Here is a 23,857-nt window from a genome sequence, read left to right as displayed (position 1 = left end):
AAAACCGATTGAAGCAAACCTATCGTGACATCAACAGCGAAGTTAACCTGCTTAACGACGAAGGTAAGCTGCAACTAGGCCGCGACCACGAGGCGGCTCGCCAATACTTCCTCGAATGGGTTAACCCCCACACCGTCTTCTTTCACAGCCTCAAAGAGAAGGCTGACTATCTAGTCGAAAACAACCTTTGGGATCGAACGGCTGTAGAAACATTCCCATTCGAACAATTCAAGGCACTATTCCAACGCGCATACGACAAAAAGTTCCGCTTTCAATCATTCATGGGCGCATTTAAGTTCTACTCCCAATACGCCCTGAAAGACGAGGACGGGGAGCACTACTATGAGCGGTATGAAGACCGCGTGGTCATGTGCGCAATTGACCTATCTGGCGGAGACTATGACCTAGCGCGCGATTTGGTGGACTGCATTATCGGAGGCTATTTCCAACCGGCAACACCGACGTTCCTCAATGCGGGGCGAGCACGCGGAGGCGAACGTGTTAGTTGCTTCCTTCTCCGCGTGGAGGACAACATGGAATCCATCGGCAAAGCCATCACATCCTCGCTACAACTCTCCAAGCGCGGGGGAGGCGTAGGCCTGAACCTAACGAACCTACGCGAGCAAGGCGCACCAATCCAGGACGTGCCGAACGTTTCCAGCGGAGTTATCCCAGTGATGAAGATTCTGGAAGACTCGTTCTCCTACGCAAACCAATTGGGGCAACGCCAGGGCGCAGGCGCTGTATACCTCAATGCGCACCACCCAGACATCATGCGATTCCTCGACACTAAGCGAGAAAACGCAGATGAGAAGATGCGCATCAAAACCCTATCCCTTGGCGTAGTCATCCCAGATGTGACGTTCGAACTAGCTAAGCGGAATGCGGACATGTACCTGTTTAGCCCCTATGACGTAGAGAAGGTGGAAGGCAAGCCATTCGCCGACCTGTCTGTCACCGAGCACTACAACGAATGGGTGGACGATGACCGTATCCGCAAGTCGAAGGTGAACGCGCGCCAATTCTTCCAAACACTATCGGAGCTACAGTTCGAATCGGGTTACCCGTATTGCCTGTTCGAGGATACGGCCAACGCTGATCACACGATGTCGCATGCTGGGCGAGTTCAGCAATCTAATTTGTGCTCGGAAATTTTGCAGCTGCAAACCCCCTCCGAATACGCGGAAGACGGCAGCTACACGAAGATTGGCGCAGATATTAGCTGCAACCTGGGCAGCCTCAATATCAAGCGCATGCTAGACCTCGACAACGCAGCTTTCGGCGATGTGGTGGATACGGCGGTTAAGGCGCTAACGAATGTGTCACTGACCACAAGCATGGATAGTGTCCCAAGCGTCAAGGCGGGTAATGAACGCTCGCGCGCTATTGGCCTAGGGCAGATGAACCTGCATGGGGCACTAGCGCACCACGGGATCGAATACGGAAGCGACGAGGCGCTACACCTACTGGATACCTACATGGCGAAGGTTACTTACCACGCCATGCTCGCAAGTATGCAGCTCGCACAGACGCATGGGGAGCATGCATATTTCGACGGCAGCGAATACGCCACCGGGGAATGGTACAAGCGGAAGATCGCACCGTGGTTCGACAAGCAGCCAAACCTCACGATCCTCGGGGAGCTAACAGCACCGACAGAGGAAGAGTGGCACAGTCTGCAACTTGAAATCTACAAGCACGGAATGGCTAACGCCTACCTGCAAGCCATCCCCCCAACAGGTTCCATTAGCTACATCAACCACTCGACAGCCTCAATCCACCCCATCGTGGCACCAATCGAAATCAGGAAGGAAGGGAAGCTAGGACGTGTCTACTACCCCGCACCCCACCTAACAGAAGACAACATCCACCTGTTCAAGGATGCGTATCAGATTGGTGCTAACAAGCTGATTGATACATATGCGGTTGCAACCTATTGGGTAGACCAAGGTAGCTCTTGCACACTGTTCTTCCCTGACACTGCGACCACTCGTGATATTGACCGTGCGCGCATCTACGCATGGCGCAACGGGATTAAAACAATCTACTACGTGCGCATCAAGCAAAAGGCGCTAGATGGAACTGGTGTACAGACCGCAGCAGATTACTGCGAAGCATGCCAGCTCTAGGGGAGGTGAGGACATCGACGCGCAGCAACTAACAGAACACATCAAACAAACCCCCACCTACATCCGCAGACACCGTGGACGCATGATCCCAGGAGGAATCGGATACTCCGACACCCCCACATTCGGAGGCTTCGGATCGAAATCCCCATGCAGTGATCACGCTATGGAACTGGCTGACATGGAGGCAGCATTCCTCGGCAATCTTGCCTACTACTGCATACGGATAGGGACAGTGCCGCCGGTCAGCCTTCAACCGTTCTGGTTCGTCAACGGCACATGCCTAGGCCTGCGAGCTTTAGGGCACGATGAGGACGAGATCAACATATGGGGAGAACACACGGGGTACGACTACCTAGCTCCCCTGTACCCGGTCGTTGACCACCTCGTTCGATACGTGCCGTTCATCCTCGGAACTGAGGGGGTAGAGGAGTTGCTTGAAGCGGGGCAGGAGACCCGCTGGTACTCAAAGAAAATGTTCCCAGAGGAAGAAGACGATTGGATCGATGAGCCAACAGCAATGGAATTGGTAGGCAGAACAGTTCAGACACTAAGGGAGTGGCGACGCTCGGGAACAGTTCGATTCATTAAAGATAAACAATCGATCCTATACAAAAAGGACGATCTCCAATTAATGGCAGAAATCCGAGAGGGGAACAGAATGAGAAACCATTTGATGAGAGAACCAATTTAACGAACTTTCGCGCAATGCTATGATTCAATAGTAAACATTTAAAGCAAACTATAAATGTTTACTCGGGGGCAAAAAAGGGAAACACAGCACAACAGTAATTAATAATCGGCTGCTCATTCCCCAACCATTCCCCAACGTTTTCTCCAGCTCGCCGACAAGGCCAGTAGGACTGGTCTTCCGCACACCGGATAGGCGGGCACCAAGCCTAGATAGCCCAACAGGTAGAGGCACCGGATTTAGGTTCCGGACAGTGAGAGTTCGAATCCCTCTCTAGGCACACAGCTACGACTCCGGCCACCAACGTTGGAAGCAGGGGGAAGGCCACCCCTCCGGACGAGCTACCACGGGAACAATCCCCTGCCATATGGCACGATCCCCGTGAGAACTAAAAGTGTCGAAACGCAGGCAAGGCTGACGAGGAAACACTCATATCGCGCCGACCAGGTGCTGGCGACTGGCGACGTGAGTAAGTAAACACCAGCGAACTAGCGACCCCAGCAGAAGCCGCACTACAGGTGCGGGGGTTGCATTCCACACCAAAGACCCGGTCGTGTGATACGGAAAGCGACCTGTAGCGAGCAAGTACGAGGGCAAGTGGTTGGGCGCTGACTGGAAGCGCGCACACAGTGCGAGGTTCAACCCCTCACAGCCACACAACAATCAAAGCAAACAAAGAGGGAGGGCAGGCATGAACCAACCAACCCCCCACATCTACTACTACACCCACCCCACCACACAAGGCACCCACAACCTAACCACCCACCTCAACTACCCGGCAACAAACATCGCAAACGCCGAACCACCCCAACACCCCTACATCCTCATCACCCCCACCTACACAGGCAACCCCAACAAAGGCGGCTACCTACCAAGCCAACTACGACACTGGCTAAACAACAAAAACGCACAACAAAACCTCGTCGGCATCATCGGCACCGGCGACATCAACTGGGGAAAAGAATTCTGCGCAGCAGCAGACGAACTAAGCGCACAACACGGCGCACCCGTCCTCTACCGCGTAGACCGATGGGGAAACACCAACGACCACAACAACATCAACAACGGGATACGCACACACTGGCGAACACTCCTAAGAATGCAAGAGGCACGCAATGCGAATCATAAGCTTTAGCCTCAAAACACGAGTAAGACCACAAGCCCAACTCACAATCGACACACGACGCATCCCAAACCCATACGCAATACCCAAACTACGACCACTCAACGGCACAAACCCACAAGTACAAAACTGGCTACTCGAACAACCAGGCGTACAAACCTTCATCAACAAAGCCGAAACCCGAATACGGAAACAACAACCAACAGTCGTAGCCATCGGATGTACAGCAGGACAACACCGATCCGTAGCCATCGCCGAAATCCTCGCACAACGACTAAACGCGGAAGTTGAACACAAAAACCTCAAAACCCCCAACAAAAAACCAACCACCACACAAAAAGGACTCGGCCACATACACCAAACACAACGCCGAAGACTCCTCTACAACCACAAAAACGGAACACCCTGCTGGTGGTGCGGACAACCCATGTACAAAAACAAAAACCAAAACTGGGACAAACGAAGCCTCGAAGCAGACCACAGCAAAAGCAGACGAGACCACGGAACAAACCAACTAGCCGACAGACTCCTACACGCCACATGCAACGCACAACGAGGCGCAGGAGACAAAGACAACCAACGACCAGCACTAGGAACCACCCCACCACCCAAACCAAAACCCACCACCACCCGCTTCACATGGACAGACAAAAAGTAAGGCACCCCTAAAAATCTTGAACGGGTAGCAACCTTGACCCCACCCGCTCGACATGGCCATCAGGATTTTATTCAGGGTGCCGAAAGTTATGCATATTTTATGCACAGAATTGAGGTGTTTCCCCAGGTGAGTGACGAACTGGATGAATATTTGTCGCCGGGTGCGTTAGCTTTGCTGCGTTCTCTGACGGCTGAGGAGAATTCTGAGTCTACGCAGGCTCTTGTGGTCGAGGCTGCGCGCGCTAAGTCTCGTTTGGACAGGCTTTCGGCCATTACGTCGGGGGATGAGGACGTGTGGTGCCGTATTTTCACGGGCGATGGTGAGGTTGTGTTGAAGTTGGACACTGCTGTTAGTGAGCAGAGGCAGTTGTCGACGGTGTTTAGGCAGTTGCTGGGCGAGATTCAGAGGAGGCAGGCACATTATGTCTCTGATGACGAAGAGGACGGCTTCGCTGGTCTCTGATGGCGAGGATTTTAACGCAGCTTTTCGGGAGATTATCGATAGAGAGTTCCCTTCGCTTGAGGGGAGGCAGTCTCCTCAGGTCATGGTGTTCCATGATGGTGGCGATTTTTCTCATGGCGAGCGGGCGGTTGAGTTGGCGCGTCGTTTTGGTGTGACGTTGATGCCGTGGCAGCGGGAGCAGGTTATGCAGTCCCTCGCTACGGATGCTGATGGTCGTTGGTTGCATTCGGATATTGTCTTGTTGTGTCCGCGTCAGAACGGCAAGTCTCTGATTTTGGAAGTGATTATCCTTTATCGGCTGTTTGTTCTGAATCATCAGGTGGTTTTTTCTGCCCATCAGTGGCGAACGGCGAAGTCGATCCGTAATCGTATTTGGCGGCGCATTAAGTCGAAGCCGTGGGCGGAGCGCAGGCTAGTGCGCAATACTGCTTCAGCGGGTGAGGCGGAGATGGAAACCCGCGAGGGCGGGAAACTTCAGTTTTCGACCCGCTCTAATGACATGGGGCGTGGTTTTGACCAGATTGATTTGCTGCTTCTTGATGAGGCGTACAACCTGGAATCTGGTGAGCTTGATGCGGTTGCGCCTACGCAGTTGGCTGCGGAAGATCCGCAAACGTTTTACACGTCTTCTGCTGTGAATTCTGAGAAGCATGCGAAGGGGGAGGAGCTTTCCCGTATCCGCGAGCGCGCATTGGGGGAGGATAACGAGAATGTTTTCTTCTCGGAGTTCTGCGCGCCTGATGGGATGGATATCGACGATCCTTTGACGTGGCGGCTCGCTAATCCGTCGTATGGGATTGTCGCTACGGAGAAGAAGGTTCGGTCTGTCCGCTCGAAGCTGACTGATACTGGCTTCGAGGTTGAGATGCTTGGCTGGGGTAGGTGGTTTACCCAGATGGAGGATTTCGACGAGACGATCATTAGCTTGGATGTGTGGGAAGCGCTGCGTAGCGATAACCCGCCTGTGAGTGGTGATAGCTGTATCGGTATTGATACCACGCCTGATGGTGAGAGCGTGGGCATGGTTGCGGCGCAGCAGGCCTCCGGGGCGATCTTCGTTACGTGCGCTCCTGTGGAGCATTTCGACCGCGATTCTGTCGTTGAGTCTGTCCGCGCGAATGTTGAAGCAAACGATCCTGTCGCGGTTGTCCTTGACCCTAGTGGTCCTGCGTCGACAATCGTTGACCCGCTAGAGAAGATGGGTGTTACCCCGGAGGTTCTTGGCGGGGGTAAGGTCTCGCAGGCTTATGAGCTGCTGTTGCGCCTGATTGATGAGGGGAAGATCATTCATGACGGTTCGGAGCGTTTGACGGCTGCGTGGGCTGTCGCGCAGGAACGTAGTAGTGCCGGGCGTTATCGTTCGTTTGAACGGTTCGTGGGGGACGTGTCCACACTGGTTGCTATGAGCTTCGCTGTGTGGGGGTTGCAGGAGTTTGGAATCCCGGAGGAGGCTCCGGATGTTGAGAAGAAGGTTCGCTATACGGGGCGGGCGAAGGCGATTAAGAAGCCTAGGCCTGCTGCGGCGTTAGCGTTTTAAGAGGGGGTGTGTTGATGAGTAATGTTCGTGAGATTGGTCGCGCGCGTGTGGTGACTAACCGCGCGCTGCGCGAGGATAACGCGGAGTTGGCTTTCCCTAGGTCTGCTTCGGTTTTTGCGAAGATGGCGCGTGAGGATGCGCAGGTTCGCAGTGTGTTGCAGGCGATTACGCTCCCGATTATTCGCGCGTCGTGGTGGCTTGACCCGAATGGCGCTGATCCGGAGATTGTGGCGCATGTCGCTGAGGATTTGCGGCTACAGGTTTTAGGTGATGATCCTAAGAAGCCTTTGGCGCGTCGTGCTGGTCGTGTGTCGTGGGATCTTCACTTGCGCCAGGCGTTGCGGTCGTTGCAGTTTGGCCACATGTTTTTCGAGCAGGTCTACGAGGTCGGCGAGGATGGACGGGAGCATTTACGTAAGCTTGCCCCGCGGTGGCCGGGTACCGTGTCGAAGATCAACGTGGCTGACGATGGCGGGCTAGAGAGTATTGAGCAATCTAGCGCCGGTATTGACGGTAGGCGCGTTATCCCCGTGTCTGCTCTTGTGGCTTATGCGCATGATGACATTGGTGGCGAGTGGATCGGCCAGTCTGTCCTGAGGTCTGCTTATAAGCACTGGGTGCTACGCGATCAGTTGATGCGACTTGAGCTTGACGTGCTAGATCGTAACGGCATGGGCGTTCCGGTGTATGAGGGTACGGAGCTGACTAACGATCCTGATGGAGATTTGGATCGTGGTGAGGAGATTGCCAGGTCGTTGCGTTCTGGTGCTGCTGCCGGTGCGGCTGTTCCGGCTAAGGCGAAGCTATCACTTCTAGGCGTATCGGGACAGTTGGTTAGCCCGCGTGAGGCGATTGTTCACCATGAGTCGATGATCGCTAAGGCCGTTTTGGCGCACTTCATGAACCTCGAAGGCCAGGGTGGCTCTTACGCTTTGGCTGATGTGCAGTCGAGCTTCTTTGTGCAGTCGTTGCAGACCACTGCGGAGTGGATTGCCGATGTTGCCACGCAGCACATTGTGGAAGACCTGGTCAGTATCGCGTATCCGGAGTATGACGGCATGTGCCCGCGTATCGTGTGCGATCCGATTGCCTCCAAGAAGGAGCTGTCTGCGCAAGACCTAGCCACGTTGAAGCGTGATGGCGTGCTCCTGGCCGATCCTGAGCTTGAGGAGCATGTCCGTCGCGTCTATAGCCTTCCAGCCAAGCAGAAGCTTGTGGATGCTCTGGTGGCGAAGAAGTATCGGATTGATATGGAGGAGAAGCTGGGAGTGTCGCTGCAAGATACCGAACCGTCGGAGACACCAGCTTCTTCCAACGAGTCGCTAAACGAGGGGGTTAGCGAATGAACGAGATTCTAATTTATGGCGATATTGGCTTCGAGGTTGAGCCTGCCGCGATTGTCGCACAGCTCAAAGAGTGCGATGGCGCTGTAGACGTGCGTATCGATTCCTACGGGGGCGACGTGTACGCGGGTATCAGCATTATGAATGCTCTGCGCCGGTATCAGGATGTGGTGACGGTGCATGTTGATGGTATGGCCGCGTCTGCTGCGTCATATATCGCAGTGGGGGGAGCTGACCGGCTGGTCATGTCGCCTAATAGCTCCATGATGATTCATGGTGCGTGGACTAATGGTTCTGGTAATGCTGCGGAGTTTACTGAGATTGCTGCGAACCTGGTGCAGATTACTGACAATATCGCGGGTATCTACGCGGAGAAGTCTGGCAAGGATAAGGAATTCTGGCTGGATGTTATGCAGAAGGATACTACGTACACGGCTGAGCAGGCTGTGGAGATTGGTCTTGCTGATGAGGTGGCGGAGTCGAGGAAGTCGGCGCGTGCCCATCAGAAGCAGCTTGTGATGGCCTCTAAGCGATCCCGTTTTGAGGAAGCTGCGCCTGCTACTGGCGTCCCGGAGATCGCTGCCCGCTCTACGGCACCACCAGTGCGCGTAGAGGATACAGATCCAATGCCCAGTGAAGGGCGAAAGGAAGAAAGAATGAATATTCTGAACGAGCTTGCCCAGGAGCTGGGCACTGAGCCGGACAAGGTACGCGATGCCCTGTCCGGCTTTTTCAATGAGACTGTAGCTATCAGTGGCGAGGTGGATGTTTCCTACCCTGCTGATGTTCAGATCGTGCCAACTGAGAAGGTTGCCGTGGAACCTATTTTCGGCGATGGTGCTGAGGGTGCTGCTGGCCTGACTTTCGAGATGGGCGAGGTAGCTGAGGGGTACACGGCTGAGGTTGATGAAACCACTGGTGTAGTAACTGTCACTGCCCCTTCCGGCGCTGAAGTGGATTCGACTGCTGATTTCGCTGTCAATGTCAATGGCAGCGCTATCCCGCTGTCTGTGACCGTGCGCGCACTGTCTACCGAGGATGAGCCAACCGAGGAGGCTGCTCCTGCCGAGCCTGTAGCCCCTGAGAGTGCGGATGCGGTCACCCTGGATATGGAGACCTACAACGAGCTTAAGGCTGCTGCGCAGCATGGCTGGAAGGCTATGGAGTCCGAGAAGGAATCCAAGCTTGTCGGCGAGGTCGACAACTGGATTCAGGAGGGTCGCATTTCTGCTGGCCTGCGGGCTAAGGCTGTCGCTGCGATTAAGCGCGACGCTGACGCTGCCCGCGATATTTACGGCAGTAACCCGAAGAACACTATCCCGCGCGTGGCTGTTGGTTCGGCTAAGGCTCCTGACCTTTCCAAGGATGCGACTGTCCCGAGCCTGGCCGATCTAAAGAAGCTGGCGGCTGACCGCCGCACTAACAAGTAAGGAGACTCTATATGTCTAACCCAACTTTTGTACAGGGTGCTATCACTTTCCCGGCTGCGGAGAAGCTGGAGAAGTTCCGTCTGGTCACTATTGACGATAAGGGCGCTGTGAAGCATGCGGGCGCTGAGGGCGCGGTTTTCGGCGCTGTGACGGAGAAGGCTGACCCGAAGAATCACGCTCTGCCGACGAACATTGCCGTCCACTATGGCGTGTGCGCAGTGAAGGTCACTGTTGATGGCGACGCTAAGGCGATTAAGGCTGGCGCGCCGGTGTATGCCGCTGCTGACGGCAAGGTGGCCGCTTCCGGCACTGTGAAGGTCGGCGTGGCTGCTCGTAATGGCGAGGGCGACCGTGTGCTTACTGTCCTGACTGGCCTTCCGGCGAGCGCTTAACCCCGGACTACTTTTGATTAGGAGATAATGTGACTACTATTAATTCTGCTTTTGATCAGTTCTCCGGCCTGACTGTCGATGAGCTGATGGCTAATCCGACGATCCTTCCGGAGGTTTTCCGCGAGTCTTTCGAAGGTCAGGAAGCGTATCGTCTGTTTTTCCGCGATATGACGGTCAATTCTAATGTGATTGGCTATCACGAGGCGCAGGCTAACTTCCTTGAGGATGACCCGGAGGGCATTGCCGAGTTTGGTGAGATTCCGGTTTCCGATCCGACTGGTGGCGAGCTGAAGACTCTGTCCATTGGCAAGTCTGGTATCGGTATCCGTGTGTCCTGGGAGCAGCGCAATGACAATGACATTGAGGCTGTGAAGCGCGAGATGGTTGCGCGTCAGAACACTCTGCTGCGTCGTGATGGTAAGGATGCGCTTGCTGCGCTTGAGGCTGCGGATGTTCAGTCTCTACAGGCTACTGCTGCCTGGAACCAGGGTGGTAAGCCTGCTGGTGATGTTCTGGATGCGATTGAGCTTATCCAGGGCGCGGAGGACGTGAACGGCAACTACTTCGAGTATCAGCCGGATGTTCTGTGGATTAACCCGATGACCCTGACCGCGCTGAAGCGTAACGAAGAGGTTCAGAAGCTATACATCGGCGACATGGCTCACGCGCACCCGCTGTTTGAGGGCATTGCCCAGGAGCCTACCATGTTCGGCACTCTGAAGGTTGTGCGTGACTTCACTGTCCCGAAGGACACTGCCTACATTGGCGTTGAGGGCGTTTCCGGTTTCATGGCTCAGCGCGAGCCTCGTATGGTGACTGACTGGTACGAGGAGCGAGGCAACTCCGGTATCGGTGGCTCTAACATGTCCTACCGTTCCGATGCGGTTCATCGTCGTGGTTTCGCTATCGATGCGCCGAAGTCCGTTGTGAAGCTGACGGGGCTGATGTCCTAATGCCACGAGTCGAGCTTGCTGTTGGCGCTCGGCTTCCGGGGTATCCCCTCCGACCGGCTGGCTATGTGATGGAGGTTGACGAGGAAACCTACCGTGAGTTTAATGCTCGTGGTTTTTTCGTCGATCCTGCTGCCGTCCCGGTGGAGTCCGAGCCAGAAGAAACTGTAGAGGCGGAGCCTGTAGAGGCAGAGCCTGTAGAGGCAGAGCCTGTGGACGAGAAGCCCACGGTGGAACGTCCCAAGAATGCTGCCAACCTAAAGGTGTGGCAGGAGTATGCGAAAACCCAGGGCATTGACCCGAAGGGTCTGTCTAAGCGGGAGATTATCGCAGCAACACGATAGGGGGCGCTGATGTTTACCGTCACTGTTGATGATGTGGTTAGCAGGTTGCCTATCGATGTGACTGACGAACAGCGAAAGTTTATCGAAGTTCGGATCGAAGATTCTATTGATCTGATCCGCGAGGCTTTCATGCGACGCGGTCGCAATTTCGACAAGGAAGCAGCCTACAACACATGGCTCCCATTGGCCGCTAAGCGCATTGTGCGGGAGATGGTCGCAGGCGCTGTGATTATTGGACCGCATGCTGGTGCGCGCTCCGTGTCCTCGACTACTGGACCACAGTCCGATTCCGTAACTTATACGGATTCTGGGCAGTGGGTGAAGTTCTCCGGTGTTGATCTGACTGATCTTATGCTCTTTGAGCTGGGGTTGGTTCCGAGGGGCGCTAGGGGGGCGTTTCCGCAGCCTTTGCGCTGGCCGGAGGCTATTCGCAGGGGGTGGCGCTAGTGTTTGTGCGCCCTGATCAGGCTGGTGAGACTATCCATATTAGGGGTGCGCTTGTGGGGCGTGACCGTAGGGGGAGGCCTCAGTATGGGGAGGGGCGCGATGTGGAACATTGTGTCGTGTCTCCTGCGGGCGATCAGGTGGTGAAGGGGAGCGATTTTGTGCATGGCGACATGCACAGGTTGCAGATCATTGCGCCTGGCGGTACTGCCGTTGCGGATGGCGATGTGGTTGTTGTACGGGGGGAGTCCTACGTTGTGCAGCAATTGCTGTCGTTTGATTACGGTGTTGGCCGTCGTCCTGCGGTTGGCTGGCATAAGCCTAAAACCGTGTTCGTTGTGGAGCGGGGGGAGGTGAGTGGCGATGTCGCTTAACATGAATGCTCTGTATGAGCAAATGTCTAAGCAACCTCATGTCCGGAAGGCTGTCCATCAGCGAGCGGAGAAGCTGCGCGACTACATGGAGATGCGCTGGCCGAAGGTGAACAGGGTGAGCGATAATCAACGCTCTCGACTGCGCGAAGCTCCCGAGCACACTATCCTCATTTCTGATTTTAATTCCAGCGTGGATGGTCGCCCTATGTCTGTGGTGACAGTGCGGCACCCTGGTGCCATTGAACGGCAAGCCCGAACAGGTTTTGTGACGCGGGCGGTGAAGGATGTCTCATAGCGTTGGCTTCACTCCCGATCCTGTGCGGGTGGTGTTTAGGCATGTGTCTCGGTTTTTCTCGGAGGAAGACCAGGACATTATGCACCTACATAATCTGCCTGATGGCTACAACTGCCACCATGACGGTTTAGCGATTGTGGTGACGGAAGATGCGCAGCAGGTGGATGATACTGGGCATGCCCGTGATCTTGTGAGGGTGAGCGTGTATGCGCCGGATTTGGAATTGGTGCGGCGTGTTGGCAGGAATATTTACACATCGTTAACGCAGGGGGTGAGCGGGATCGGCTTGGGGATTAGCCGGTCTCGCTCTTCGTTTTTCGGTTCCGCTCCGTCGTATCAGCCTACGGGTTTCGTATCCACGATGAGCCTGTCCGTCGGTATGGGCAGGATTTTTGCAAATATCTAACAAGTTCTAACAAATCTAACGCCAGTGGCCAGGGTGGCTGCTGGCTTTTCTATTGAATCCTTTTAGGGGGAAATATGTCTCAGAAGCGAGCAGTCGGCCTTAATGTCAAGGTGCTGGAAGACCGCGAGGTTCTTTTCTGCTTTGATGAGTCTAAGGCGCACGTCGATACTAAGACGGGTACTTTCGTCGGTCCTTGGCACTCTGCTGGTGTTGAGCCTGCTGATTCTACCCATGGTGAGACCCGTGAGGTGACCAGCAATAAGACCAATCTGACGGGTGGTCAGGCGGCTACCTCGTTCACTGCTGGTGCTGTGACCGGCACTGTTGACCTGATTCCGGGTACGGCGGTGCTACGCCATATCGAGTGGCCGGATACTACGGAGAAGGAGGGTGTGCTGTACCTGGCGCACACCTCTCAGGTTGCGAAGGCGATTGTCGCCCGCGTGTACAAGTACCAGTCGGGCGTTGTGGAGATCAAGGTGTCCCGCGAGCCTGCCCTGCTGTCCGTGCAGGAGCGCACCTACGGTACTGACCCGCAGCCGCGTTCTCTCGCTATTGACTACGAGAATGGCGATGACGAGCTGATGTTTGAGCAGCGTTTCTACAAGGTCGACGAGGATGGTTCCGTGCGCGAGGTTAAGCCGAAGATTTTCAAGAACGTTGATGATCTGCAGAAGCAGGTTGACGCAGGCACCGCGTTCACCCCGGACGGCTCCGCTTCCGGCCTGACTGGCTATGTGCCGGTGAAGGACGAGGACGAGGACGGCGTAACCCTGCATGAGATCAAGGACTCTGAGGAGGCTACCGGCTCGGCGGGGGAACAGTAACCCCGCCAGAGGAGGACGGCACTGAGCCGGACTCTGGCGGGGAGAACACTCCTAGCGAGCCTGCTCCGAGCGAGCCGGGTGAAGCTGAGGATACTCCTTCTGGTGAGGTAAGCCAGTAAACATTTCCCGATGTTTCGGGTGGCGGGCAATGGTTTCTAAAGGGGGTTCGATTCCCCCTGTCCGCGCTGGGCGGGGTTGCGATTTTTGGTTCGGGGTCGCAGCTCTCGCCCTTTGTTTTTCGAGCCACGAACCACACTGTAAGGAGAACCTAACATGGCTACTGCAAAGGCAAGCGCTAAGAACACTGTAGAGATTGTGGACAAGGAAGAGAAGAAGGATCCGACTTTCTCTAATGGCATTTACACCGAATACGGTGTTGAGCTGGGTAACGGCGCGACTGTAGATATTGAAGTGATCGTTGATAAGCGGAAGCTGCCAGCTTCCTACGGTCTGCTGCTGGCTGAGGGGAATGGCCCGGCCATTATTATGGCTACCCTCACGACTCGTACTCGTCGTTTTCTGGATTGGGCGGGCGCTACCCTAGATGACATTGAGGATGTTCTGCCTGGCGTGATTAACCGTGGTCAGGAATTCTCCGAGGATAGCTAGTGGGCACCCTGGCGGTTCTTGCTGACTCGCCGGGGGCATGGGTCGATTTTGATTTCGACGGTACGCGGGTGCGGGCGCGCAGAGACCCTATGTGGATTGGCGCGGATCGTCTGGCGGATATTTTGGAGCACCCTCAGTATATTCGGCGTGTTTTTGATGCTGATTCGCAGATGAGGCTTACTTTGGGCGATCCGTTTGGGGCTAAGCTTCCGCGACTTTTAGATGAATATTTGGGGCAGGTTGGCCTGTCTTTGAAACGTCTGGGGGTACTGCTACATGCGCTCGCCCATGTGGAGGATTTAGAGGTAGATCTGCTGCGCATGGGTCTTGATGTGCGCGATTGGCTAGATCCTGAGGGTTGCTTGTCTTCCCGTCGCGTGGCGTTGATCGTGGAGGATTTGCTGGATCGCCCGGAGTCTCGTATTGGTGCTGCGCATATGGGTATTTTGCCCGCTGATAAGGCGGCTATTGTGGCCGCGCAGTACGTGTCGAACCAGTCCGAAGGGGAGAATCTGCACATGTTTTTGTGGTCTCCGGAAGACCTGGAAAAGCATGCGGAAAAGGCGCGTGAGGAAGAGGCTAAGCGTCAGCGTATCGCCGCGCGTAGTCAGCATTAAGGTTTTTATTTTAGGGGGATTTCCGTGGCTGATGTAGGTTTTGTTTCAGTTCCTGTCATGCCTGTTTTCAAGGGCATGTCTAAGGCTTTCGCGGAGCGTCTGGAGAAGCCCGCGAGGGAAGCGGGCAAGCGCGCTGGTAAATCGATTACTAGCGAGCTGGATAGCGCTGTATCGAATCTTGAGCGACAGGTTAAGGCGTCGGAGTCGAAGCTGGCGAAGTTCGCTAAGGCTTCTGAGGCTGCGACGGCTAAGCAGGAGCAGAAGAAGCAAGACCTGAAGGCCGTCACGCTGGAGCTGCAGGCTGCGGAGGAGAAGTACCAGAAGGCTGTGGCCTCCGGTAACTCTGGTACCGCTGAGCTGGCGAAGGTCGAGAAGGCTAAGGGGAAAGTCCTGAAGGCCACGACTGACCTGGCTACGGCTGAGGGTGACGCTAAGGCTGCTGCGAAGAAGTACGAAGATCAGCAGAAAGACCTGTCGGATACTTCCGGCAAGCTGAAGAAGGCTCAGGAAGACGCGGCTAAGGGGATCGACAAGACCACTGACGCGCTGGGCGATGGGGACGAGAAGGCGAAATCCTTCAAGGACTCCATCATGAAGATTGGTGTCGGCGTTGGCGCTGCGATTGGTGCGCTAGGTGGCCTGGGTAAGGCTGCCTATGACCTGGGAGCGTCGTTTGATGAAGCCTACGACACTATCCGTGTGGGCACTGGCGCGTCTGGTGAGGCGCTGGACGGCCTGGAGCAGTCCCTGCGGAATGTGGCTGAAAACTCCATTGGCGTTGGCGGGGATATTGCGGAGATCGGCACGACCCTGGCTGACCTGAACACCCGCCTGGGCGTGACGGGCGAGCCTCTGGAGCGCCTGACCACCCAGTTCCAGCAGCTACAGGGCATGGGTATCGACGCAGATATTAATGCAGTCACGGGCGCGCTGCAGCAGTTCGGTATTGAGGGGGAGGCTGCCCCTGCTGCGATGGATGATCTGTTCCGTATTTCACAGGCGACTGGCCAGTCTATCACTGAGATCACCGACAACCTGTCGAAGTCCGGCCCTGCATTGCAGCAGTTCGGTTTCGACCTGAATGAGTCCGCTGGTCTGCTGGGTGCTTTGGATAAGGCTGGTCTGGACTCGGAGAAGACCCTGGGGTCTATGACTAAGGCGCTTTCGACGTTCGCTGCGGAGGGTAAAGACCCGCAGGAGGCGCTGTGGGGCACTGTCCAGCAGATCGATGATCTAACTAGGGCTGGTAAGGATGCTGAGGCTATCGACCTGGCTAACAGTATTTTCGGTGCGCGTGGTGGCGCTGGGTTTGTGGCTGCGGTGCAGTCCGGCAAGTTTGAGTATGACGATTTCATGGACTCGATTGGTGCGTCTGGTGACACTATTGGCGGTGTTGCGGAGGAGACCGCCGACTTTGCGGAGAAGTGGGATCAGCTCAAGCTGAAGGCGATGCTGGCGCTGGAGCCTGTAGCGACAGCCGTTTTCAACATGCTTGTCCCTGCCATGGAGTTCGCGTCTGACGCTATGTCTACCCTGTCCTCTTGGGTTACTGACAAGCTCGTCCCGGCGTTTAAGGACTTCGGGGAGTGGCTGCAGAAGAATGAGGCGTGGATTAAGCCGTTGGCTGCAGTTGTCGGCACCCTGGCTGCCGCGTATGGGTTGCTGGCTATCCAGGCGAAGCTCGCGGCTGCGGCGCAGACGGTCATGGCTGCCGGTGGCCTGCTGAAGTGGTTCACCAAGCTGACAGGTGTCACTAAGGCACAGACCGCAGCACAGGCCGCGTTAAACCTGGTGATGAACGCTAACCCGATTTTCCTTATTGTGACGGCTATTGCTGCGGTAGTGGCAGGCCTGGCCGTCTTTTTCACTAAGACGGAAAAGGGGCGCGAGATTTGGCAATCCCTGATGGATGCTTTTTCCACTGCGTGGCAGTGGCTGAAAGACACTTTCGCACCAGTTTTTGATTGGATTGGTGAAAAGGCTTCTCAGGCGTGGCAGCTTATTCAGATTGGCTGGGATAATCTGACTAACGCTATTTCTAATGCGTGGACATCTTATATTCAGCCTGTTTTCCGAGCTTTCTCTGATGCTGCAACCTGGTTGTGGGAGACTATTCTGCAACCCGTTTTTGGCTTTATTTCCGATGCATTTACGGCTACTGCGGGGACTATTTTCTCGCAGTGGGAGACCGTCATCAAGGTAGCGTGGGATGCCCTATCTGCCGCTGCTACTTGGCTGTGGGAGAATGTCCTGCAGCCGACGTTTAAGCTGATCGGAGAATCTTTCCAGGCTATGGGTGATGGAATCGCCTGGACGTGGGAAAACGTCATCAAGCCCGTTTGGGATGCCATTTCTGCTGCGGCTACTTGGCTGTGGGAGAATGCACTCAAGCCAGTATTCAATTGGATTGCCGACCAATTCGGACAAACAGGCGGGCGTATTTCGACTATTTACAATTCGATTATCCGCCCTGTTTTTGAGACTTTCGGTAATTTCGTGAAGTGGGTTTGGGATAAACTCATTTCCCCCACTTTCGGGAATATCAAGCGCGGCGTTTCGCTCGTGGGTGACGCTTTCAAATTTGCTTGGGAGCGCGTCATCAAGCCCGCGTGGGATAACCTGGGTAAAGGCATCCAGTGGGTAGCGGATAATCTGGTCAAGCCAACTTTCAAGGGATTGCGCGACGGGCTAGATACCCTGAAAGATTGGTTTTCTAAAACCGTCGACGCTATTGGCAAAATCTGGGATGGCCTGAAGGAGGCCGCCGCTAAGCCGGTGCGTTTTGTGGTCAATACGGTCTGGAATAACGGCATATTGAAGGCCGTTAACGCCGTGACGAAATTCATCCCTGGCCTAAAGGCTCCCGACCCGGTGAAGATCAACTTCAACACTGGTGGTGTCCTTCCTGGATATACCCCTGGGCGCGATCCATATACCTTTGTGGAGCCTCGCACGGGTATGCGGATTGGCCTGTCCGGTGGTGAAGCGATCCTGCGACCTGAGGCGACTAAGGCGCTGGGTAAGGATTGGGTTGACCGTATCAACGCTGCTGCCCGTCAGGGCGGCAAAAATGGTGTGGAAAACCAGCTGCGCCGGAGCCATTTCGCCACTGGCGGCGTGCTTGACCTAGGCAATTTCGCCAAGGGTGGATTCACTAACCTTGCTGGCGCACTGTCTGCTGTGCAGCGGTCGCACGGTGAGTTCGTGGGGCACTTTTTCCCCGGGGTTTTCAACCTGACCTCTGCGTCTCGTAGCGAGCCTGGTTCGTACCATGATTACAGCGCACAGAAGGCTACTGACTGGCAGAATCCGGCGACGTATAAGACGCAGCGACCGTCTAGTGAGTCTAAGGCGCTGGCGCGGGCGATCTACAAGGTTTTCCCTTCGTCTGCGGAGTTGATCCACTGGCCGCTTGATGGTTGGCAGAACCTGAAGCACGGCAACCCGATTAATTTTGGTGCTGGCACTAATGCTGGTCACCAGAACCACGTTCACTGGGCTACCCATAGCCCGGTGAAGTTTGATGCGTCGAAGTCGCTGGCTGACATTGGCGTTGGTTTTGCTGGCGCTATGGGGTCTGCCGTTAGCTCCGCTACCAGCGTTTTCAGTCTCGTGAAGCAGGCGTGGGATGCCGTTATCAATAAGATCGCTAAGTTTGATGGCGAGGGTAACGGCTCTTGGTTCTCTGATGTGCCTGGCGCGTTCCTGAAGACCGCTTCCCAGAGGATATGGGATTTCATCGCTGAGAAGGCGAAGAAGTTCGGCTCGTCTCTGATGGGTGGTGGCGGCGGTGGCGCTCGTCCTGCGTCTCAGTGGGCGGATGCTGCTCGTGAGGCTCTGCGTCGTGCTGGCTATGGCGAGGAGTACCTCGATATCATGCTGAAGCAGATTGATATCGAGTCCTCGGGTAACCCGCGTGCGGTGAACAACTGGGATTCTAACGCTGCGAAGGGGACTCCGTCTGGTGGTCTTTTGCAGGTGATTGAGCCTACGTATCGTGGTGTTCGTGCTGCGAATCCGCAGGCGTTTGAGGGGTTGCCGGATGATCGTTTTGATCCGGTAACGAACCTGACGGCTGGTGTTTTGTGGACGAGGCAGCGTTACGGTGGTCCTGGTGCTGTGTGGCCTACTCGTGCCGGTTATGCCTCTGGCGGTATCGTCGATTTGGCCAACTTGATGAGCGCGAAATTGTATGACCGTGGTGGTTGGTTGAAGCATGGTGAGGTGGCGGTCAATAAGTCCGGTAAACCTGAGCCGGTTTTGACTAACCAGCAGTGGGGCGTGCTGTCGCGCGGTTTTGTGGAGCTGGGCAAGCTTGTTCCTGCTATCAAGGATTGGGCGATGGTGCAGGCCAAGCAGATCGACGCTTTCGAGAAGCACATGGCTAAGGTCGCCGATCCCTCCACTCGTGAAGGTGTTACGGCGCGTGCGCTGGCGGGGCAGTTTGGTGAGATTGCGGGCATGCTCGGTGGCGAGAATGTCCAGAAGGTCACCGAAAAGCTCCTATCTGCCGAGAAGGGGTTGTTGGATGCGCGTGAGGCGCAGTCCTCCCGTCTGGCGGGTATCGCCGAAAAGGAAAAGGCGCTGGCGGAGGCGCGGAAGGCGCTAAGCGGCGTGAAGTCCGATAAGGGCGACAGCGCGAAGGCGATCAAGGAGGCCAAGAAGGAATCCAGTGAGAAGATCAAGGAGGCTGAGAAGGCGCTGGCTGACGCCCGTAAGGACGGCAAGCCAGATAAGATCGCTAAGGCTGAGAAAAACCTAGCGAAGATCCGCAAGGATACGCAGAAGAAGCAGTCTGAGGCGGAGAAGAAGCGCTCCGAGGATGTGAAGAAGTCTACGGAGGATGTGGCGAAGGCGGAGGCGGAGCTGGCGCAGGCTCGCATGGAGTCTGTGCGTAATCTGGACATGCCGCTTCACGATCTACTGCCGGGGCTTGATGATTCTTTCCGTAGCGCTGCGAAGCTCGCGTCTGATAACGGCCTGGGTGGCGTGGCGCACCAGCTGTCTGGTATGGCTGCGCTGACTGGACCTGCTGGTATTTCTGCGGGTATGGCTATCGAGTACCTGAAAACTGGCATTGACCTGGTCAAATTCTTTGTGGATATGATTAAGGCGCTGGTGGAGCGGATCTACAAGGTGCAGTTGGCCTCTAGGCAGGCTGTGGCGGATTCGTGGGAGGCTATCGCCGCCTACTCGAAGCTGGTTGTGGAGCTGCAGCATAACGCGGCGAAGCTACAGCAGGAGTTGGTGCGGAGTGCGAATGCGCAGCGTGACGCGGAGTTTAATCTGCGTGTGGCGCAGCAGGATCGTCTGGTCGCGGCTGCCGAGGGCGAGCTTGCCGTGGCGCGCGCCCGTATGGAGCTGGACGAGGAGATCCGCAAGGGCGCTGTCGAAGCGCAGCTGAAGCTGATGGGGTTGCATGAGGATTGGGATACGTACCTGTCCTGGGCGGCTTTGGAGGCTCAGGGTGTGCTCGAGCAGTGGTCTGATACTGCGATTAGTGCGCTGTTCCGTTATGAGCAGGCGCGTGCGCAGGCTCTCCGTGGGGAGTTGCAGGCGCGTGTGGAGCAGATCCAGGCTGAGGCTGCCCTGGCTAAGGCTACCCGCGAGAATGCTCGCAACCAGCAAGACCTGTTGGTCGCTCAGGAGCGCCTGATCCGCATGTCCGCGAAGGTCGCAGGCGTTGACCTGGTTGAGGCGCAGGGCGGCGCGCAGGCATCGAAGCTACTGGTTGAGCTGTTCGAGGCCGATAAGGCGCTCAAGAAGAATGTTCTGGGGCGCTGGGGCTACCAGATGGGCGCTCAGGGGTCTTTCGCTAATGAATATCGCGGCCAGTTGGCGCGTCGTGAGACGTTGCAGAAGGCCTTGGATGCTGTCCTGGCTGAGTCTGGCATCAAGCTGGATGATGTGGACATGCAGAAGCTGTTCTCGCAGATGGGTGCGGTTGCGTGGCGTGAGGGCGACCCGATGGACGTTATCCGCTCGCAGCTGCCCCGCCTGGTGGAGGCGGAGACCGCGCTTAAGGTCAATGAGTCGCTGAAGCCGATCTATGAGGCTAAGGATTCGATTCGTGATCAGGCTCGTGAGGTTGAGGATTTCCGATCCGAGATCGACCTATACGAGAAGATCACCCCGCTCGAGGAGACAATCAAGGGTCTCGAATATGCGGTGAAATCGCTTGACCATTCCGCGGACGCTTTCGCTAAGGGTAATGAGAAGATCCGTGGTGATTATTTGCGTGCGGCTAAGGCTAATGCTGATGCTGCGGGCAAGTTTGGTGTGGATTGGAAGCTTGATCCGAAGTATTCGGGTGTGCGTGAGCAGGTTAAGGCTGAGTACACGATCCATATGAGTGGGGAGAATGTGTACACGGCTGATGAGGTTGATGAGCTGTTGAAGCGTGTGACTAGCGGTTCGAATGTTCGTGTTCGGACGGTTGTGTCTGCGTCTGATGTTGCTGTTCGTCGGAAGGAGTTGATCTAGCGTGCTAGATGTGTTTTTGCGAACGAGTCTGGGGGATCGGTTTAGGTTGACTGGCACCCCGGCAACCTCGCCGGTTCTGTCCCCGTATGCGGCGCTGGAAACACTCCGAGCTAACGTTTCGCGCTCTGATCTGGCTGTCCCTGGTGGTGCTGGTGTGCTGCCGGGCAGGGATCGGTTTGGGGCGATCCAGACTGAGCTTGAGTTTTATTTGCAGGCGGAGACTGGTGCCGAGTTGGCGGAGGTGTATGCGCGTCTGCGTCGTGGCTGGTCTCAGGCGACGTGGGATAACCCCTGCATGATTGAGATTGAGGGCGACCACCCGCTGAGCACTCTCACCTTTGATTTGGTTGTTGATGGTGTGTTGCCTGGTGTGCCGGTGGATATGTCCCGACGCACTCAGGAGACACTTAAGGTTCCGGTGGTGTGTCGTGATGGTTTGGCGCGTACTGATGTGCAGACCGGGCGGGGAAGCGTCACTGTGACGAATGCCGGGGATACCCTCATATACCCCCGGATTGTCTATGAGGGCAATGGCGGGCGGGTTACTAGCCCGTCTGGCGCTGTTTTCACGCTACCTGGAGTGAAGGAGCGCACGACGGTTGATCTTAAGCCGTTGAAGTTGCGTCTTGATGGTGCGGTCTCTGAGGGTGTGCCACCTGGTGAATCTGGAACGTGGAAGTTGCCTGCTGGTGCTCGTTTGGAGTGGTGGTTGATGGTGGCCGACCCATGGGCATAGAACAACAAGATAGGGGAGGGAATGGCGTATGACGGATTGGGATAAGTGGCGCAAAACTGTTGATTATGTGGTGGCGACGCAGGGGCGCTGGTATGGGATCGGAGACGCTGACGGTAACCCGCTGTTCACGCTCCCTGCCCCTATCGACTCCCAGACTCCTGATCAGTGGATGGAGTCGGCAGACCTCGCGCTGTCGTTCCCTGCGCGTGATGAGGATGGTGCGGTTACGCGGGTTGCCGAGCTGCTGGTAACGGATTCGATCCGTGATTTCGACCCGTCCGGTCGCCTGCCCGTGGCCGAGGGAGACTACATGCTACTAGCAGCGTTCCCCGGTGTGGATGGTGTGGTTCGTCGTGGTGGGACTATCACGCATTGCACGGCTGACGATCCAGATAGCGCCGGTGTGCCTTCCACGGTGACGGTTCATGCGCTGAGTGTGATGGATGTGTGGCATACGGTGCCTGCTGCGTCGTGGCCATCCGCGTGGTGGGCAGCGCGCCCCTACGAGGCTAAGACGGATCTGTCTGGTATTCCGTTCAAGACTCCGCGTAAGTGGGCGAAGATTGAGCTATCTACTAAAACCTATTTCACGTGGAAGAACGGGCAGGCCGGGTTCGTGATTCGCAGGTTGGCGCAGGAGTCGCTAGACGCGGCGATGATGTCCCAATCCGACCCTGACGGCACCCGCTGGGTCGACGATCCCTACCACGTTGTTGAAGTGCCGGAGGTTGATAACTCGCCGGTGATCTCGCTGGAGGCGCGGGATGGTTTCCTGTGGGAGACGGTGGCTGCGCAGGCGAAGAACGCTGGTGTGATTTTGGGTGCTCGTGTGTGGTGGCCTGGGGATCCTCCGGTGCGGTGTTGGAATCAGGCGAAATCGACGATGAGGCCGGATGAGGTGGATATTTCTCCGTCGCAGGGTAAGTCGAAACGCACCCTGGGCTATAGGTCTTTTCCTCATGCGATGGTTGTGCTGACGGTGAAGGAGGTCACAGATGCGTAGGCCGTATTTGATTGCGGAGTCGCCGCAGGTGACCGTGCTGCGGTCGCTGGCATCAACCGCTTTCGGCAAGGTCAACGTGACGCTGCCGGATGGTGTGGAGATGGATGGTATTTTCACTCCGTCTGCGCCGGGGAATGAGTTGGGTTATGTCGCAGCGCTGGACTCGAAGAGGCGTGTTGGTGGTATGTTTCGGCGGTTCGTGCGTGCCGATGTGAGCATTACGGCTAAGGGAGCGCCTGCCCCTGCGTCTGATGTGGAGCAGGTTCTCGACGAGGCTGCCAAGCGCACGAGTGGCGAGTTTTTCCTAGAGTCAGACATTACCCTGGCGGGTTTGGGCGACTGGGTTCCCCTGCAGGATTTTCATGTTGGCGATCTGGTCGACGTGGAGATTTGGGGGATGGTTGTGCCTATGCGTGTGACGCGGATTGAGCCGATTGTTTCTGATCATTCGGTTGTGGATTGGCGTGTGCATGTGGGTGGTCAGTTGGTGTCTGATGAGGATGCGCTACTTGCTGCTAATGCGACGATTCATCGGGTGTTGGTGGAGGATCGGCGTGATTTGGCGGGGTTGTCGGAGCGTGTGGTGGCGGCGCAGGCTACGGCGGATGCTGCTGGTGAGTCTGCTCGTGTGGCTGATGGTAAGGCTGTAGCTGCTGACTCTAAGGCGAAGGCTGCTGGTGATGCTGCGAAAGAGGCTGATTCTAAGGCTGTGGCTGCGCAGGCGACGGCTGATGACGCTGACGGCAAGGCTAAGAAACTTGCCGAAGCCCTATCTGGTGGTGGCGCGACGATCCCTACTGTGATGGCTGACCTGCAGAGGTTGAATCGGCAGTTGCAGGCGAATGGCGAGGGCGGCGCTGCTGACCAGGGGCTAATCCCGGCGTATATTGCGGCGAATACGAAACGCTGGGAGCTGCAGGCGGAGTTAGACCGGCAGCAGGACGCGCTGGCCGAGGCTAACCGGAAGGTTTCCGATGCTAACACTAAGGCGATTGAGACGGAGAAGG

21 protein-coding genes, 1 tRNA gene and 1 pseudogene are annotated in these 23,857 nt (G+C 56.1%); all 23 read left to right on the top strand.

What is annotated here, in order from left to right:
- The first annotated feature begins 8 nt into the window (after positions 1-8).
- Positions 9-2,129 (top strand): class 1b ribonucleoside-diphosphate reductase subunit alpha, encoded by a 2,121-nt coding sequence (gene nrdE / locus HMPREF3166_RS01450; protein WP_246816890.1) that lies wholly within the window; start codon positions 9-11, stop codon positions 2,127-2,129.
- Positions 2,077-2,820 carry a helix-turn-helix domain-containing protein gene (locus HMPREF3166_RS01445; protein WP_141741106.1) on the top strand — a complete coding sequence of 248 codons (744 nt, stop codon included), beginning with the start codon at positions 2,077-2,079 and terminating at the stop codon, positions 2,818-2,820. Before nrdE ends, HMPREF3166_RS01445 begins: the two co-directional genes overlap by 53 nt.
- A gap of 203 nt (positions 2,821-3,023) precedes the next feature.
- Positions 3,024-3,097 (top strand) — tRNA-Leu (locus HMPREF3166_RS01440).
- A gap of 411 nt (positions 3,098-3,508) precedes the next feature.
- Positions 3,509-3,952, top strand: coding sequence for a class Ib ribonucleoside-diphosphate reductase assembly flavoprotein NrdI (locus HMPREF3166_RS09880; RefSeq protein WP_083293784.1), 444 nt, complete (start codon positions 3,509-3,511; stop codon positions 3,950-3,952).
- Complete coding sequence (locus tag HMPREF3166_RS10415) at positions 3,933-4,598, top strand: RapZ C-terminal domain-containing protein (RefSeq protein WP_083293783.1); 666 nt, start codon at positions 3,933-3,935, stop codon at positions 4,596-4,598. Before HMPREF3166_RS09880 ends, HMPREF3166_RS10415 begins: the two co-directional genes overlap by 20 nt.
- A gap of 126 nt (positions 4,599-4,724) precedes the next feature.
- The gene (locus HMPREF3166_RS01435) at positions 4,725-5,060 is read left to right on the top strand and encodes a hypothetical protein (RefSeq protein WP_141741105.1); all 336 of its coding nucleotides are present in this window, start codon (positions 4,725-4,727) and stop codon (positions 5,058-5,060) included.
- Complete coding sequence (locus HMPREF3166_RS01430) at positions 5,029-6,597, top strand: terminase large subunit (RefSeq protein WP_246816889.1); 1,569 nt, start codon at positions 5,029-5,031, stop codon at positions 6,595-6,597. Before HMPREF3166_RS01435 ends, HMPREF3166_RS01430 begins: the two co-directional genes overlap by 32 nt.
- 14 nt (positions 6,598-6,611) lie before the next feature.
- Positions 6,612-7,943, top strand: a complete 1,332-nt coding sequence (locus HMPREF3166_RS01425) for a phage portal protein family protein (RefSeq protein WP_070487342.1) — start codon at positions 6,612-6,614, stop codon at positions 7,941-7,943.
- A complete protein-coding gene (locus HMPREF3166_RS01420; RefSeq protein ID WP_070487341.1) occupies positions 7,940-9,370 on the top strand; it encodes a head maturation protease, ClpP-related in 1,431 nt (476 codons plus the stop codon). The genes HMPREF3166_RS01425 and HMPREF3166_RS01420 overlap by 4 nt, the downstream gene beginning before the upstream one ends.
- Before the next feature lie 11 nt (positions 9,371-9,381).
- Positions 9,382-9,762 (top strand): hypothetical protein, encoded by a 381-nt coding sequence (locus tag HMPREF3166_RS01415; protein ID WP_070487340.1) that lies wholly within the window; start codon positions 9,382-9,384, stop codon positions 9,760-9,762.
- 29 nt (positions 9,763-9,791) lie between these two features.
- On the top strand, positions 9,792-10,715 hold the full coding sequence (locus HMPREF3166_RS01410) for a phage major capsid protein (RefSeq protein ID WP_070487339.1): 924 nt from the start codon (positions 9,792-9,794) through the stop codon (positions 10,713-10,715).
- Positions 10,715-11,056 (top strand): hypothetical protein, encoded by a 342-nt coding sequence (locus HMPREF3166_RS01405; protein WP_141741103.1) that lies wholly within the window; start codon positions 10,715-10,717, stop codon positions 11,054-11,056. Before HMPREF3166_RS01410 ends, HMPREF3166_RS01405 begins: the two co-directional genes overlap by 1 nt.
- A 57-nt stretch (positions 11,057-11,113) precedes the next feature.
- Positions 11,114-11,503, top strand: coding sequence for a Gp19/Gp15/Gp42 family protein (locus HMPREF3166_RS01400; protein ID WP_246816888.1), 390 nt, complete (start codon positions 11,114-11,116; stop codon positions 11,501-11,503).
- 101 nt (positions 11,504-11,604) lie between these two features.
- Positions 11,605-11,874 (top strand): hypothetical protein, encoded by a 270-nt coding sequence (locus tag HMPREF3166_RS10070; protein WP_141741102.1) that lies wholly within the window; start codon positions 11,605-11,607, stop codon positions 11,872-11,874.
- Positions 11,864-12,169, top strand: a complete 306-nt coding sequence (locus tag HMPREF3166_RS10130) for a hypothetical protein (protein ID WP_168160717.1) — start codon at positions 11,864-11,866, stop codon at positions 12,167-12,169. Before HMPREF3166_RS10070 ends, HMPREF3166_RS10130 begins: the two co-directional genes overlap by 11 nt.
- Positions 12,159-12,575, top strand: coding sequence for a hypothetical protein (locus HMPREF3166_RS10125; RefSeq protein ID WP_168160716.1), 417 nt, complete (start codon positions 12,159-12,161; stop codon positions 12,573-12,575). The genes HMPREF3166_RS10130 and HMPREF3166_RS10125 overlap by 11 nt, the downstream gene beginning before the upstream one ends.
- Before the next feature lie 74 nt (positions 12,576-12,649).
- Positions 12,650-13,402 carry a hypothetical protein gene (locus HMPREF3166_RS01385; RefSeq protein WP_070487334.1) on the top strand — a complete coding sequence of 251 codons (753 nt, stop codon included), beginning with the start codon at positions 12,650-12,652 and terminating at the stop codon, positions 13,400-13,402.
- 273 nt (positions 13,403-13,675) lie between these two features.
- Positions 13,676-14,011 (top strand): hypothetical protein, encoded by a 336-nt coding sequence (locus HMPREF3166_RS01380; RefSeq protein WP_070487333.1) that lies wholly within the window; start codon positions 13,676-13,678, stop codon positions 14,009-14,011.
- The gene (locus HMPREF3166_RS01375; RefSeq protein WP_070487332.1) at positions 14,011-14,628 is read left to right on the top strand and encodes a hypothetical protein; all 618 of its coding nucleotides are present in this window, start codon (positions 14,011-14,013) and stop codon (positions 14,626-14,628) included. Before HMPREF3166_RS01380 ends, HMPREF3166_RS01375 begins: the two co-directional genes overlap by 1 nt.
- Before the next feature lie 57 nt (positions 14,629-14,685).
- On the top strand, positions 14,686-21,111 hold the full coding sequence (locus HMPREF3166_RS01370) for a phage tail tape measure protein (RefSeq protein ID WP_070487331.1): 6,426 nt from the start codon (positions 14,686-14,688) through the stop codon (positions 21,109-21,111).
- Between the two features lies 1 nt (position 21,112).
- Positions 21,113-21,847 carry a hypothetical protein gene (locus tag HMPREF3166_RS01365; RefSeq protein ID WP_070487330.1) on the top strand — a complete coding sequence of 245 codons (735 nt, stop codon included), beginning with the start codon at positions 21,113-21,115 and terminating at the stop codon, positions 21,845-21,847.
- 28 nt (positions 21,848-21,875) lie between these two features.
- Complete coding sequence (locus HMPREF3166_RS01360; protein ID WP_070487329.1) at positions 21,876-22,850, top strand: hypothetical protein; 975 nt, start codon at positions 21,876-21,878, stop codon at positions 22,848-22,850.
- Positions 22,843-23,857 (top strand): annotated as a pseudogene (locus HMPREF3166_RS01355) (hypothetical protein); the annotation flags it as partial. The gene HMPREF3166_RS01360 and the pseudogene HMPREF3166_RS01355, both read left to right, overlap by 8 nt.

It is taken from the genome of Corynebacterium sp. HMSC08A12 (assembly GCF_001807485.1).
Lineage (GTDB): Bacteria > Actinomycetota > Actinomycetes > Mycobacteriales > Mycobacteriaceae > Corynebacterium > Corynebacterium evansiae.
The sequence above is the reverse complement of the archived record's forward strand: the minus strand, read 5'-3'. Positions and strand labels throughout refer to the sequence as shown.

What these genes read in the sequence shown, in the direction of transcription:
- HMPREF3166_RS09880 (WP_083293784.1), top strand. Translation starts at nt 3,509, where the DNA reads ATGAACCAACCAACCCCCCACATCTACTACTACACCCACCCCACCACA.
- HMPREF3166_RS01445 (WP_141741106.1), top strand. Translation starts at nt 2,077, where the DNA reads ATGGAACTGGTGTACAGACCGCAGCAGATTACTGCGAAGCATGCCAGC.
- HMPREF3166_RS01430 (WP_246816889.1), top strand. Translation starts at nt 5,029, where the DNA reads ATGACGAAGAGGACGGCTTCGCTGGTCTCTGATGGCGAGGATTTTAAC.
- HMPREF3166_RS01415 (WP_070487340.1), top strand. Translation starts at nt 9,382, where the DNA reads ATGTCTAACCCAACTTTTGTACAGGGTGCTATCACTTTCCCGGCTGCG.
- HMPREF3166_RS01370 (WP_070487331.1), top strand. Translation starts at nt 14,686, where the DNA reads ATGCCTGTTTTCAAGGGCATGTCTAAGGCTTTCGCGGAGCGTCTGGAG.
- HMPREF3166_RS01380 (WP_070487333.1), top strand. Translation starts at nt 13,676, where the DNA reads ATGGCTACTGCAAAGGCAAGCGCTAAGAACACTGTAGAGATTGTGGAC.
- HMPREF3166_RS10125 (WP_168160716.1), top strand. Translation starts at nt 12,159, where the DNA reads ATGTCTCATAGCGTTGGCTTCACTCCCGATCCTGTGCGGGTGGTGTTT.
- HMPREF3166_RS01385 (WP_070487334.1), top strand. Translation starts at nt 12,650, where the DNA reads ATGTCTCAGAAGCGAGCAGTCGGCCTTAATGTCAAGGTGCTGGAAGAC.
- HMPREF3166_RS01420 (WP_070487341.1), top strand. Translation starts at nt 7,940, where the DNA reads ATGAACGAGATTCTAATTTATGGCGATATTGGCTTCGAGGTTGAGCCT.
- HMPREF3166_RS10130 (WP_168160717.1), top strand. Translation starts at nt 11,864, where the DNA reads ATGTCGCTTAACATGAATGCTCTGTATGAGCAAATGTCTAAGCAACCT.
- HMPREF3166_RS01405 (WP_141741103.1), top strand. Translation starts at nt 10,715, where the DNA reads ATGCCACGAGTCGAGCTTGCTGTTGGCGCTCGGCTTCCGGGGTATCCC.
- HMPREF3166_RS10415 (WP_083293783.1), top strand. Translation starts at nt 3,933, where the DNA reads ATGCGAATCATAAGCTTTAGCCTCAAAACACGAGTAAGACCACAAGCC.
- HMPREF3166_RS01425 (WP_070487342.1), top strand. Translation starts at nt 6,612, where the DNA reads ATGAGTAATGTTCGTGAGATTGGTCGCGCGCGTGTGGTGACTAACCGC.
- HMPREF3166_RS01360 (WP_070487329.1), top strand. Translation starts at nt 21,876, where the DNA reads ATGACGGATTGGGATAAGTGGCGCAAAACTGTTGATTATGTGGTGGCG.